Below are 13,780 nucleotides of genomic sequence, written 5' to 3'. Positions count from 1 at the left end.
AGGCGCATTTCGCGCCCATTTATTGATAACTTTAAAGTAACTCGCTAAGAGCAATAATTTTTATTGATGAGTCGAGATCAAACTGTTGTCTTCACCAAAACCATTCGGTCGGTATTGATCTGCGTTTGGATCGTTAATCCACTTTTCTTCATCAATCAGATAACGGAATTCAAACTGACTGTCTTTTGGTAAGCGCGTCTTAAACTTATACGATTTAGAACGGACGACCTTCTTCATTTGAGTTGGCTTCCAATCAAGAAAATCTGCAACAATCGAAACCGAATTACCGACTTGCTCCGCATCCAACTCAAAAGTGACTTCGACTTCATCTTTGGTTTTAAAAAAGCGTTTATTGATCATTATTTACTCCGTTAACAGCAATATACATTCAACACATCGTATTTGCTCGCGCATCAATTGGTTTGATCCGCCGTATACACTTGTTGAATATGAAATCCATCTCACAACATAACAGTCGAAATAATAGGCAATCTCTCGCACTTACTCAATAGAAAAACGTAAACGTTTACTTTTGCTTAGTAAAAATCCCTTTATCGTTCAGCTCGTAGGCTGTTTCTGTTCGCTTGTTTGGCACCTCTGCTAGGCTTTGATCTTCGCCATGCACAAGCAGTTCTACCGTCACAATAGCGTTCTCTACGTTTATGCTGGTGACGCTAACTCTGTCTCCTAAAAGCACACTCTCTTTAACAATCATGCGCTGACGAAATTCGTCATAATTGGACACTGACAAATAGTAAAAAGTGCCTGACCCTTGATTGCTCACCGCGATGACCACGGCATAGGTGTTGTCGTTAATCTGAGCGATTTGGCTTGGGTTAATCGATACGAAGCCACGTTCTGCACCGTCTTCGTAATTGCCCTTGAGAAGTCCACCATCCAACGACTCACTGACAAACGTAAATGCGCTACTCTGCGGTATTTTAATCGTCCATGGATTTGGCGTTACTATGCCAAACACTGATTGCATGACAGGGTTAGTCATTGAAGGCTGGCTAGGAAATTTCGCCAAGATCTCCTCATCAGATAAGCTAAATCGATAGATACCTGCTATTGCGACTATGATTAATAGTACGATAGGTGTCAGTAGTATTAAGGGGATTGGAAGTCGACGTTTTTTCATTGGCTCTTGATCTTTTTAAACTTTTAGTAAAATTAGCGTCATGTTAACAGGCAATAGCAAGGAGTTAAAATGGCACAATCACACAAAATTCGTATGGCTGACTGTAGCTGTGGCCAAGTGAACCTCGTCTGCCGAGGTGAACCTATTCGCACTTCGGTTTGTCACTGCTTTGAATGTCAAAAACGCACAGGAAGTGTGTTTGGTGTGCAAGCACGTTTCGAAGCATCTCAAGTTTCTTTCAGCGGAGAGATGGTGCAATACACTCGTATTAGTGATTCAGGCAACGAGGTGACCTATTCATTTTGCCCAAGGTGCAGTACAACCATGCTGCTCAAATTACAAGCGGCACCCGAAAGTCTGGTTATCCCTGTCGGTGTTTTTAACGAACACGATCTGCCTAGCCCGAGTTTTTCAGTCTACGAGGAGAGAAAAAGCGGTTGGGTAAAATTTGATTGCCAGATCGAACATCATCATTAATTCTTAAAACCCGAATCATTGTTAAAGATCAACCTTTAGTCTCAACTTTCACTACCTGACTCACGCAAGTCGCTCTATAATTTCGCTCTTCTATTTAAGGAGCGTATTTTGATTTCAAAACTTCCACGCTGGGTGGAGTCAGGTGCATTTTTACTGGCTCTTCTTGCGGGTACAGTGAACGCCGTTGGCTTACTCGGCTTCTCTCATCAAGCCGTCTCACACATCTCTGGGACGGTTACGCTACTTGGCACCTCTTTAGCTTCACTTGATCAACAAGCCACCCATCTGCTGTTTATTTTGCTGAGCTTTTTATTGGGCTCAGTGATCAGTGGTGTATTTATTGAAAGTACGGCTTTAAAGCTCGGGCGTCGATATGGCATGGCACTTTGCCTAGAGAGTATTTTACTCCTTATCGCTTATTGGCTTCTAAAGCACGACAATCACATGGGTCAATATTTTGCTTCCGCTGCCTGTGGCCTGCAAAATGCGATGCTGACTACGTTTAGTGGTGCTATTGTCCGCACCACACACATGACGGGTATTATTACTGACTTAGGGCTCATGATTGGCGCTAAATTGCGCGGGCAACAGTTTGATTACCGCAAAGCCAAACTCTTTATGTCTATCTTCATCGGTTTCTTATCTGGTGGCTTAGTCGGTGCTCATCTGTACTCAGCTTTTCAAATTGGTGCACTACTTGGGCCTGTTTTCCTCTCAGCGTTGCTTGCCATCACCTATTGGATATTCCTTGCGAATAAAGAAGCCAGGCACTAGGTTTTTCGTGAATATTTAGCTCTGTATATTGAATAGTATTGCACGAGAGTGCGAAAGGGATTACTCTTGCGCCCTATTTGATAAATATGGATATATATTGAATAAATATGCCATACGGATTGGCTAAATTATTTGACTAAGTTGTATTCGAGAAACCTATGCACAACAACGCTCAACAACCAGAACAGTCGCAATCAAAAGGCAACTTTTGGGTGTTCTTTATTCCTTCGCTGATCGGTCTATTCTTATTCATGGCGCCTGTTAGCTATGAAGGCGACATCACAATTCCTGTCGCGGTTCTTGCCAAATCGCTTCAAGCGCTTTTGGGTAACTCGCTGGTTACCATAATCACCGCTATCATCGCATTTATGGCCGTCGCTTCACTGCTGTGCCGTATAAAAACGCCTGGATTCATCGCCAAAAGTGAATTCTTAAATGGTCTGTTTAATCCAACTCCTCTTTGGCTAGCAGTACGCTTAATTGGCGGCCTTGCCGTCATCATGAGCTACTTTCAAGTAGGCCCTGTCGCAGTATGGGAAGAAAATACTGGCGGTTTGGTTTTAGAAGGCCTGCTTCCTACTCTGTTCTCTGTGTTTATTTTTGCCGGCTTATTGCTGCCACTGCTATTGAACTTCGGCCTGCTTGAGCTGTTTGGTACCTTGCTGAGCAAAATCATGCGCCCTGTCTTCAACCTGCCAGGACGCAGTGCGATTGACTGTATGGCTTCTTGGTTGGGTGATGGCTCTGTCGGTATCTTGCTAACAAGCAAACAGTATGAAAACAAGTTCTACACCCAACGTGAAGCCGCAGTGGTTGGTACAACTTTCTCAGCAGTATCGATTACATTCAGCCTTGTCGTGATTGCCCAAGTTGAATTGGAGCATTTATTCCTGCCATTCTATGGCGCAGTCTGTTTAGCAGGTCTTGTCGCCGCTGTTATTATTCCGCGTCTTCCTCCTTTAAGCCGCAAGAAGAACGAGTTCATTGATGGCACTAAGCCCGACTCTGACGCAGATGCTATCCCTCAAGGTCACACAACTTTCTCTTGGGGCCTAGATTTGGCATTAACTAAAGCCGCAAAAGTGACGTCGATTAAGAGTGTGTTTGGCGAAGGTGTCCGCAACGCCGTTGATATGGTCTTTGGTGTGCTACCGGTTGTCATGGGGTTAGGTACAATTGCTCTTGTTGTCGCTGAATATACCTCTGTGTTTAGTATTCTCGGTCAGCCATTTATTCCATTCTTAGAGCTGCTACAAATCCCAGAAGCCGCAGCCGCTTCGGAAACCATCGTTGTTGGTTTTGCTGATATGTTTATTCCAGCGATCTTAGCTGCATCAATCGATAATGAAATGACACGCTTTGTGATTGCGGCAATGTCGGTCACTCAGCTTATCTATATGTCTGAAGTAGGTGCTTTACTTTTGGGTAGCCGCATTCCAGTCAATATTTTTGAACTGTTTGCCATATTTATCCTGCGTACGCTGATAACCTTACCGGTTATCGCCGGGGTTGCTCATCTCATCTTCTAATCCAATAAAGCTCCTTTCGAGGAGCTTTATTTTTATGCGCATAACCTTTTATGTCCAAGGCATTCCATTGGACATAATTCGAACATATACTTATGGATAGATTTATAATTTAATCAAATGGATTTGCTATGATAAAGCCAAGCAAAATGTTCTGGCTGATAATCTCTCTCCTTATCAGCATCAGCTTTCAAGCTCACAGCTCTCAGCTCGTCATCAAGCAGAACGCTCAAACGCCCATAACACTTGGCCATGAAGAGATCGTTTCTACACTCACACCGACTCAATTTTCAACCCATTTACCTTGGTTCACGGGTGCAAAGGAATTTACCGGTTTTACCGTGACTGACCTGCTGGCGCACTTCAACATCGAAGATGCTTTTTCTGTCTCTTTTATCGCTCTCAATGACTACGCGGCAAGCTCTCGTATTGAAGACATTGTTCAGTACGAACCCATTGTGGCTTATGAAGTCAATGGAGAGAAACTTAAAATACGGGATAAAGGCCCTTACTGGCTTATCTTCAATCTAGATAAGTACCCAGAAGCTGACAATGCCGTCTTCCATTCTCAGATGGTGTGGCAAATTGATGAGATTTTGATACATAGACACAGTGATGCGGAAAAGAATTAGCAACCTGAACCCAGCCGTATTGCTGGTCAAAGCGAAGTATTTACTGCTTATACTCAGTGCGATTGTCGTCGCTGCCAATCTCTATTTTTTGAACTCTACCCGAACTCATGCTGAGTCATACACTGAGCAACAGAACCAAGCGACGTGGTTTTTATTCCAGCTCACTAAAGAGTTTTCTGAGCTCAAGACCATTACGCCATTCTCAGCCGACTCTGAGACTTATAGAGCTCGAACCCTTCTAAAATATGAGCTGACCTGGTCACGCTTTGATTTGCTTCTAACAAGTCAGGAAGCCGATACCTTTATTGCGCTTCCCGGAGCACGTAACTATTTTCAAAGTTTGTTCAATCAATTTAAAAGTCTCGAGCCACAACTTGAGCAAATCCACACTAAGCAGGGAGCAGAACGCTTAGGCCAAGAATTCAGTGTTCTATTTCAGTCAATGATCGAATACGTTAACACCAATTTCCGTGTTAAGAGCCCCTTGTATCAAACACAGATGGATGCCGCGAAAAGTCTACATAACACACAGCTGATCTCGTTAATGTTGCTGGTTGTGTGTATCGTCTTAGCGATGTTTATTCTGCATAAAGAAGCGGTGTATCACAAAATTCTCTCACGAACGGACTCTCTGACTGGTATTGGCAACCGGCTGGCTATGTTTTACGACCTAAACAAAAAGCTCTCACAGAAACAGCCTTTCACCTTGTATCTACTGGATCTCAACGGGTTTAAACAAATCAATGACCGTTATGGGCATCTTGCTGGTGATCAGGTTCTAAGAACCATCACAGGTAGGCTTAATGAGTTAAGGCTCGAGTGTTATCGAATTGGGGGGGACGAATTTGCAGTGATCTCCGGACAAACTGAGGCTGACGCGATTAATCAAACGATCGATCTTATTCACGACAGCGGATTTAAGCCTGTAATGCTCAAAGACGACACATATTTAGATATAACAACAAGTATCGGCATCGCTTGCTACCCTCAAGACTCTAATCAAGTGGCGGAATTACTCAAAAAAGCAGATCTAAGTATGTATTCTGACAAACGCTCACAAAAAATACACGCCGTAAATAGCCGTTAATTCAAGCTTCTAGCTCTTACTAGTGCGGGCTTTAGATCGTATTTATCGATAATCCGATACGCCGTGGCTCTGGATATACCCAGATATTTTGACGCTTCTAAGACATTACCATCACAGTGTAACAGTGCATCGCGTAAACTTTCACCTCTATGCATCGTCGCTGTATTGGTCGATTCCATCGTAGGATAAATATCGAGATCTTGTGCCGAAATCACCCCCATTTCATTCATCAAAACCGCTCGTTTAACAATATTGATCAACTCTCGTACATTACCTGGCCATTGGTAACACAATAGCTGCTGTCTAGCACTTTCATCAAAATGAGATGTATTGCAGTTATACTGAGCGCTAAACTTCTCCATAAAGTAATCCGCCAAAAGTAACGTATCTTTGCCTCTTTCCCGCAGAGCAGGAACATTGACTCTGAGTACGTTCAATCTGAAATAGAGATCTTGACGAAAACGACCTTCTTTCACCGCTTGTTCCAAGTCAACATGGGTTGCCGCTACAACGCGAACATTGACACCAACAGGCTCACTGCCTCCTAAAACATCAATGGTTCCTTCTTGTAAAAAGCGCAGTAAATTGGCTTGCTGAGTCAAAGGTAAATCACCAATTTCATCTAAGAACAAGGTGCCATTGTGCGCTGAAGCGATTTTACCTCTTCGACTCGAACTCGCTCCTGTGAACGCCCCTTTTTCATGGCCGAACAATTCAGAATGGATCAATTGTTCATTCAGCGCTCCACAGTTGACCGCCACAAATGCTTCTTCCGCTCGCGATGAAGCATCATGAATCGCCCTTGCGACGAGCTCTTTCCCCGTTCCGCTTTCACCACATATTAACGTGTTCACATCCGCTGGAGAGACTTTTGAAATGTGTTTTCTCAATCGATGAACGCTGGGGGAGTTCCCAATGATAGAAATGACCTTGCTATCAACGGATCTCGTTTTAGCTATCGAAGACGTTTTTAAGTCAAGCATACCAACTTGGTGGCCAAGTGTTTTTAGCACCATTTCTTGTGGCAAAGGGCTTGTGTAATAATCAACACAGTAGTAAGAAATATAGGTCAGCTCTTCACTAGTCAGTCGTTCTTTTTGTGATTTGTCTAGATAGGCGATGGTACGAACTCCAGCTCCAAAACCATGCAGCGCTTCTAATTGCTCGCATTGATATCGACCACAAGAGAAATCAAATACCACCACAAGCCTATGGGCATTTTTGAGTATTTCTTTCGCCGTATCAATGGATGCCACAATGCGATAACCCCACCCTTGTTCGGATAAAATGCCCGACCAGAGTGTGTGATCTCGGGAAATAACTAATATCGATACCGCTTGTTGTTCTCGCATATTAATACCCTGTCGCTATTAGAATCGGTAAGGAAAACGGACACTAATCGCATAATCAGCGGCATCATCACTTAACCCAGAACTGACTTGCGTAACCATGCTCAGATTCTTTGAAAGAGCCATGGTTGATCCTATGCCTAACGTGGCACTATTCCCATCACTGCCAATCACTTCAATCCAATCACCACCATCGAGTTTTTGTTTCGAGGTACTGCTCATCGATTGGCTAAAGTTAATGGCCAAGCTCATCCGCTCACTGATCGCAAAGGCCACACCTAAACCATAATCCCAGCTATCTCCTAGCTTGACGCTGCCTGATTGATTGCCATCAGCGCTGCTAATGTCGCCAAACTGCTCTTCAAGCTGATGGGTATAATTTAGGTTCAAAAAAACGATGGCAGGATCATAGGTTTTGACAATAGAAATGCCCGTGCCTAATCCCCATACTCCATTGCCTGTTGGCAAGTCATCTGGGACATTTAGGTTACCGGATTGAGAAGAAGAGGTGGCAATGCCATACGGGTCTTTGCCTGTTGGAGCCGTCACGCGAAAATTCCAAACCAGATCCGGGGAATCAGAGGTTTCTTTTAGCACTCGATAGTAAATACCAGCACTGATATCACCAATACCTGAGCTTGAGACTTTACCTGACTCTAAGCCATCACTGGAGTTATTTTGGCCAACCGTTTCATAGTCTGACCAACGATAAACCGTCGGAATACTCAGCTCTGCCTGCCAACGATCATCGATGGTATATCGCCCTGAAAAATCCATATTGAATGTATTCGAGCGCACTCTATCCAAATTAATATCACCAAGGAAAATAGAGTCGAGCGCCAGAAAACCACTCAACGCGAGATCTTTACGATCAAAGTAGCTATATCGGAACGCGGTTTCCAAAGTGAACTTTCGGGTAAATACATTACCCGCTTCTTGATAAACATCTTCTGCGCTACGACTTTTTTGGCTCGACTCTTGAGGTTTGGTGGCATTAATTGGCTTGGGAGGTGAAGTTTGATTACTGGCTGTCTGCGTTTCAGGGCGAGCCTCGGAAGCCGTATCCGCGTTCGAATCCAACACCACTTTTTCTGGGCGAGATAGTGTATTTGAAGTCTTATCATCACCAAGCTGTGCTCGCATTTCTGCCGAAACACGCTGATTTTTTTGAACTAGAGTGTCAATGTTTCCCTGGTGATTAATCAACACTTGCTGATGATTATTAACCGCTTGAATAACCTGCTGCATCACCTGCTGTTGCTGCTGCAACTGCGCTTTCAAAGCGTCATTTGCTGCTTTTTGCTCAGCCAGTTGCTGGGACAAAGCTTCAACTTGATCATTAGCATGCACATACAAGACAGGGCTAGCCGTTGCTATAAGACAACCTATCGTAAGCGAGCTCTTTTTCATATTCACCTCCTGGATATGAACTCGCTAGATGTTAAATTAATTTATGAGTTAGCGCTGTCTCGAAAGTGAGATTAAAATGGGAAGCGCATGCGGTTAGCTTATAAACCCTTTAGTAATGAGTGAGATATCATTAAGTCTCGATTTTGCTTCCACGAGTCAGGAATTTTGACTTCCATCAACATTTGGTTTTGAACAACAAGGTCATCACCTCTAAGTTTGATTCCTTGATAAGCGCCATGCGCTGATTTAAGGCTGCGAATTTCTTGAATCGCGATGCTTTCTCCAATCGTCACTTTATAGCCGACTCGGTTTTCTCCGCCAGAAACTTGGTAATATTCCACTTGTGACGAGTCCGATAACGACGTTGAATTGAGCCCACTACTGTTGACGATTTTTAGCTCTGAGGCATTGCTCGCTGAGTTTCCGTTACCAGCAATTTGGACCAGTTGCACCATTCCAGAACCGTTACCATGAATGCCGCCATCATCAACATTATTTTGTAGGTCGCTACCATCTAGTGGGGTAACGCTGACGCTTCTTCCATCGATAACAACATCCATGCCAGCCGAACCAGATGAGTTAGAGTCGCTCCAATGAGTGATCATTCGAACGCCAAAATAGAGGTCTTCTCCTGACCGTGCAACACGATACTTACCCCGCATGGTCGACAACTCATTTTCATCTACTAACGTCGCCTGCATTGACTGCCAATCAACCGCGGCGTTAGCTTGAAAACAAACGAAAAGACAAGCAGCTAAACATGTATTGTTCATGGTAACCCCTTTTAGAATAACTCCGACGCACTGAAACCAAAATCCAACAAATTGAAGGCCGTAACAGGGGCGAATTGATCGTCAAGTGAGCGGACGGTAAGCGGAGGAGAAGGTATCGCCAAAGGTGAACTTTGATCGTAACCTTGCCCCACCACAGCCAAGACAACTCCCTGCCAACCCTGAGTAAATTGCTCAATAGACATGGTCAGATTGCCAAGCGCAGGATCAGCAATATACACATTGCCATTCTTGTCCGCCCTCTTTAACACAACGAAATGACGGTAGCCTTTAATGTCCAACAATACGATGGTTGGGATAGGCAAAGCGCTCAGTTTGTCCGCTGGAATATTGTACCCTTGCACCCTCATACCTAAGCCTTGTTCGACATAGTTTTTGATATCCAACATCGAAAAACCGAGTTTTCTTGCAGCATTCGCATCCGACACCTGAAACATACCATTCATCACTTTCTGCTCATCAGTGTCGATGTTGTAGCCATAGCGTAGCAAGGTCGCCAGAGAAGCAGCTCCGCAAGAAAAATCCGTCTGTTGCCTAACAATATTTAGAAACTTTCTCTCTTTGATGCTGACCACCTCTTTTTGCATCGAGCCCACACCAGGCACAAGTCCATCAAGATGAACCGTTGCTGCGTGAGTCAACGTCGATATACAGAATCCAGCAATCAAAAGACAAAATTTCATACTTTTCCTTAAGCTTAAAAGGATGCCCTCCGAAGAGGGCATTTCGATATTTACACCATGTAGTTAGTTGCCGCGAGAAGCGACAAGCGTAACATTGTTGCTTTGTAGGTTACCCAAACCAGACGCTACGTTGACGCCAATAACACCTGTTGCGCCATTGTAGCTGTTGTTGATTGTTGCCGTGTTACCTACGCTAACAAGCGCGCTGTTGGTACCTGTACCATCATCAGACACTGCGAACGAGCTAAGTTGAACACTTTCAACGGCTAGTCCTGCGAACTCAGCCATTCCATCAACATCAACCGTACCATCTGTCGTTCTTGTTGCTGCGCCATTGGCAAATGAACCTTGGATATTCGCTGCAACGGCAGGACCTGATTGGTTACCATCCGCAATCTGCATCGCGACGTTGTTGCTTTGTCCATTCGCGACACCAACCGCCAAGTTAGTACCTATAACACCAGTAGCTTTGTTAAACGCGTTATCACCAAGTACTGCGGTGTAAGCGCCCGTGGCGTTGTAGTTCACTTCATTGATTACCGCGGCTTGAACATTGATAGCACCTGTTGGAGCACCAGCATCTGTACCGGTAACCGATACAGCCACATTGTTAGCCTGAGCGTTTAGCTGACCTGATGCCACGTTAACACCTAAAATACCTTTAGCTTCTGTGAACGAATCTGACAATGTCGCTTCACTTGCAAACAATTGGTTAGTCACCGTCATTGGGTTATTGGTACCCGTATTACCTGTTCCCGCGCCATTTAGCTGAGCGCCGATAACTTGCGCACTACCTGCAACAGCGACTGATGGCTGTCCATCGTTAGATGACAGTGCCACATTGTTGGTTTGCGCATTAGCTTGACCTGAAGAAACGTTCGCTCCTACGATGCCTTTTGTCCCGTTGTTAAACGAGCCAGATAATGCCGCTTCGTTTTTGAATCCACTGCCTAGAGATACGTCAACTTCATCAAACTCTTGCAAGCTCACAGCAGCTGCTGCTAACACACCATCTTGCATACCAGACTGGCCATCAGCCGCCATCGCTACATTGTTAGACTGCGCATTCGCTTGACCCGCGGTAACGTTGGCTCCAACAATACCGCTTGAGCCATCAAACGAGCCAGTAAGAGCGGCATTATTCTCAGAAACTTGAAGATCAGCGTTCGCACCTAGCGAGACATCACTACCATCGATTTCTTGAACGCTCGCAGCCAACACACCACTGAAGCCCGATGTCGTTTGGATGCCATTCTCATCAAATGGGTTAGTCGCTCCGCCACCAGAGCCATTACTGATCGCAACGTTGTTCGCTTGTGCGTTCGTTTGACCCGATGACAGGTTAGCGCCAACAATGCCCGAGGTTCCCGTAAATGAACCATTGAGCGTCGCCTGATTGTCTACCGCAATGCCTTCGGTAATGTCTGCAGCGGTATTGTTGCTGATCACATCTTGATTCGATGCAGCGATAACAGAGCCTGCGCCCGCACCATCATCAAAGGCTTCATCCAATGCAATTGCGACGTTGTTTGCCTGAGCATTACCTTGACCAGCTGCGTTATTCACACCGACAACACCTGATACACCACCAGTGAACGAGTTATTGATTGAAGCAGTATTGGTGATTGGTGCTTCATCTCCATCAGAAATCGTATTGGTATTACCCACGACAGATTGATCTGAGCTCGCCTTCGCTTTAATTAAGTCCCCTTGAGAGTCATCTTGAGCATTGCTCGCATACAAACCAAGTGCGACGTTGTTACTAGCTGCATTGGCTTGTCCTGATGTTACGTTGACGCCCACAACACCACTCACACCACCTGTAAATGAACCATTAATTGTTGCGTCGTTATCAATGTAACCATTGCCACTTGCAAAGACATCATTTGACGTTACATCCTGAGTGCTCGATGCTTCAACTTGGAGCTTATCAGCTGTAGATTCGTTCTGATCATTGTACGACGCTAATGCGACGTTATTTGATTGAACGTTGGACTGACCGGAAGCCACATTGACACCCATGATTCCTGTCACATCACTATCAAAGTTTGAACTAATCGTTGCACTAGAAGTTAGGTCTGAATTACTACCCGAACCAATATCGGACTGAGTAACCGTTTGTTCACTCTGAGCCAATACATCCGATGAATCGACGTCGCCAAACGCACTGCTCATTGCAACGTTGTTTGTTTGAGCATTACCTTGGCCTGCCGCGATATTTGCACCTGTAATACCGGTAATATTGTCTAATGCGTTACCTGTTAACGTCGCGTTCGACGACGCTTCATAATCTCCAACATCAGCTGTCGTGATCGAGTTGCCTGCGACCGTTTGTTTAGAGCTTGCCTGTACAACGCCACTGTTATCTGATTGCGAGTCAATCCAACCAGCCACTGAAGCAACACTCACTTGGTTCGACTGAGCATTAAACTGCCCGGCCGCAGCATTTGCACCAACGATGCCTTGCGAACCAGAGAAAGAACCGTCTTTAATGGTTGCGTTGTTCGTGACTTGACCAAGCGACGCATTTTCAGTTTGAGTGAGTGAATTCGATGAGACAGATTGATTGGATGAGGCAATAACACTCACCGCATCTACAGGACCGTTCCCATTTGGCTCAGTCACTGCAACTGAAACGTTGTTGGTTTGCGCATTGTTTTGGCCTGCGGCGGCGTTCGCACCCAAAATACCGTTGGCTCCAACGAAACTGTTAGAAATAGACGCATCGTTAGTCGATGGCCCATTGCTGTTGCCCTTATTGTTGGTGTAACTAACAGAATTGTTTTGTACCATCTGATCGGCAAGCGCGTTGACATTCACGTTACTGCCAGTATCTGGTTCAGGAAGGGCCGTTACGCCAAGTGTGACATTATTGCTCTGTGCGTTCAGATCACCAGATGCTACGTTAAGACCAAAGATACCTTTCACTGAGTTAAACACCTGAGAGACAAATGACGTATTGTTTTGGAAATGGTACGGGTCGCCATCAACCACAACACTATTCCCATCTAAGCTCTGCGTGCCTTTCGAGCTCAGAGTCACTTGTGTTACTTCGGTTTGGTTGTCCAGAGGTTGTTTATTGTTCGTGTTGTCTGGCAGTCCATCCAATGCCTCACCGATATTGACGGCTGCCTCGCCTTCAGATGGGTCGCCCGAGCCGACTGTAACAAAATTGGCTAAAGCGACAGAGTTTGCTTGCTGGTTTGCCATGCCGGAGGCAACGTTAGCGCCACCAACACCGTTTGCACCATCAAAAGCTCCCCCCTGAACATTAGCCACATTATCCGCACCAAGTGATTCGATAGTATTGCCTTCAACCTCACCACCTTCTGAGCGAGCAAAACCTAAAGATTGATTTGACGCTGCGGTTAAGGTCAATTTACTCGCATCTTCTGCGTTACCCATCGCGACATTATTGGTCTGAAGGTTTGATACACCCGCAGCAATGTTCGTCCCGATAATGCCTTTAGCTTCGTTAAACGCGCCATCTAGCGTCGCACTGTTATCATCATCACCACCAAAGTCTTTCTGCATTGCTAGGTTTTCACCACTGCTACCTTGCGCAGAGGCCGCTCTCACAGATGCCGCTTCATCGGAGTTACCTTCAGCACGCGTTCCCATTGAAGCTTGGTTACTGCCTTGGTTATAAAAGCCCGCCGCGACGTTGGAGTGAACCACCCCTTTCGCGCCATCAAATGCCCCACCACTTAATGAAGCATTGTTAGTGATCCCCGAATCACTAACATTATTAGAATCGAATGTCACATCCACCCAGTTATCAGCAGAAACCTGCAGATTGTTGGCCTCCACTTCGAGTCCATCTGCATAGGCTGGCGCTGATAGGATCGTTCCGATGATGACCGCTAACGGTACCTTATTCCATTGTTTTTCCATGGTGTTTTTTCCTCAT

General features: G+C 45.2%; 12 protein-coding genes. 5 read left to right on the top strand and 7 right to left on the bottom strand.

Going from position 1 to position 13,780, the window contains the following annotated elements:
* Positions 1 to 60: 60 nt before the first annotated feature.
* Complete coding sequence (locus EJ063_RS05285; protein WP_126572946.1) at positions 61 to 360, bottom strand: isoamylase early set domain-containing protein; 300 nt, start codon at positions 358 to 360, stop codon at positions 61 to 63.
* Between the two features lie 166 nt (positions 361 to 526).
* Positions 527 to 1,141, bottom strand: a complete 615-nt coding sequence (locus EJ063_RS05280; RefSeq protein ID WP_126572945.1) for a hypothetical protein — start codon at positions 1,139 to 1,141, stop codon at positions 527 to 529.
* A gap of 69 nt (positions 1,142 to 1,210) precedes the next feature.
* Here EJ063_RS05280 and EJ063_RS05275 point away from each other — a divergent pair, with 69 nt between their 5' ends.
* The 5 genes from EJ063_RS05275 to EJ063_RS05255 all read left to right on the top strand — a co-directional run bounded on the left by EJ063_RS05275 (position 1,211) and on the right by EJ063_RS05255 (position 5,637).
* A complete protein-coding gene (locus tag EJ063_RS05275) occupies positions 1,211 to 1,618 on the top strand; it encodes a GFA family protein (protein ID WP_126572944.1) in 408 nt (135 codons plus the stop codon).
* A gap of 108 nt (positions 1,619 to 1,726) precedes the next feature.
* Positions 1,727 to 2,392 (top strand): YoaK family protein, encoded by a 666-nt coding sequence (locus EJ063_RS05270; RefSeq protein ID WP_126572943.1) that lies wholly within the window; start codon positions 1,727 to 1,729, stop codon positions 2,390 to 2,392.
* A gap of 158 nt (positions 2,393 to 2,550) precedes the next feature.
* The gene (locus EJ063_RS05265; RefSeq protein ID WP_126572942.1) at positions 2,551 to 3,921 is read left to right on the top strand and encodes a YjiH family protein; all 1,371 of its coding nucleotides are present in this window, start codon (positions 2,551 to 2,553) and stop codon (positions 3,919 to 3,921) included.
* A 146-nt stretch (positions 3,922 to 4,067) separates the two neighbouring features.
* Positions 4,068 to 4,550: a putative pterin-binding protein gene (locus tag EJ063_RS05260; RefSeq protein WP_126573122.1), complete on the top strand. Its 483-nt coding sequence runs from the start codon at positions 4,068 to 4,070 to the stop codon at positions 4,548 to 4,550.
* Positions 4,534 to 5,637 (top strand): GGDEF domain-containing protein, encoded by a 1,104-nt coding sequence (locus EJ063_RS05255; protein ID WP_126572941.1) that lies wholly within the window; start codon positions 4,534 to 4,536, stop codon positions 5,635 to 5,637. Before EJ063_RS05260 ends, EJ063_RS05255 begins: the two co-directional genes overlap by 17 nt.
* On the opposite strand, the gene EJ063_RS05250 is transcribed toward EJ063_RS05255, so the two are convergent.
* The 5 genes from EJ063_RS05250 to EJ063_RS05230 all read right to left on the bottom strand — a co-directional run bounded on the left by EJ063_RS05250 (position 5,634) and on the right by EJ063_RS05230 (position 13,764).
* Positions 5,634 to 6,989 (bottom strand): sigma-54 dependent transcriptional regulator, encoded by a 1,356-nt coding sequence (locus tag EJ063_RS05250; RefSeq protein ID WP_126572940.1) that lies wholly within the window; start codon positions 6,987 to 6,989, stop codon positions 5,634 to 5,636. The genes EJ063_RS05255 and EJ063_RS05250 overlap by 4 nt on opposite strands.
* Before the next feature lie 18 nt (positions 6,990 to 7,007).
* Positions 7,008 to 8,396 (bottom strand): transporter, encoded by a 1,389-nt coding sequence (locus EJ063_RS05245; protein ID WP_126572939.1) that lies wholly within the window; start codon positions 8,394 to 8,396, stop codon positions 7,008 to 7,010.
* Positions 8,397 to 8,494: 98 nt separating this feature from the next.
* Positions 8,495 to 9,169, bottom strand: a complete 675-nt coding sequence (locus EJ063_RS05240) for a hypothetical protein (RefSeq protein ID WP_126572938.1) — start codon at positions 9,167 to 9,169, stop codon at positions 8,495 to 8,497.
* 11 nt (positions 9,170 to 9,180) lie between these two features.
* Positions 9,181 to 9,870 carry a C39 family peptidase gene (locus EJ063_RS05235; RefSeq protein WP_126572937.1) on the bottom strand — a complete coding sequence of 230 codons (690 nt, stop codon included), beginning with the start codon at positions 9,868 to 9,870 and terminating at the stop codon, positions 9,181 to 9,183.
* 63 nt (positions 9,871 to 9,933) lie between these two features.
* A complete protein-coding gene (locus EJ063_RS05230; RefSeq protein ID WP_126572936.1) occupies positions 9,934 to 13,764 on the bottom strand; it encodes a beta strand repeat-containing protein in 3,831 nt (1,276 codons plus the stop codon).
* Positions 13,765 to 13,780: the final 16 nt, after the last annotated feature.

The sequence above is a fragment of the Vibrio aquaticus genome (assembly GCF_003970385.1).
GTDB classification, from domain to species: Bacteria; Pseudomonadota; Gammaproteobacteria; order Enterobacterales; family Vibrionaceae; genus Vibrio; species Vibrio aquaticus.
This window is presented reverse-complemented; position numbering and strand designations above follow the sequence as displayed.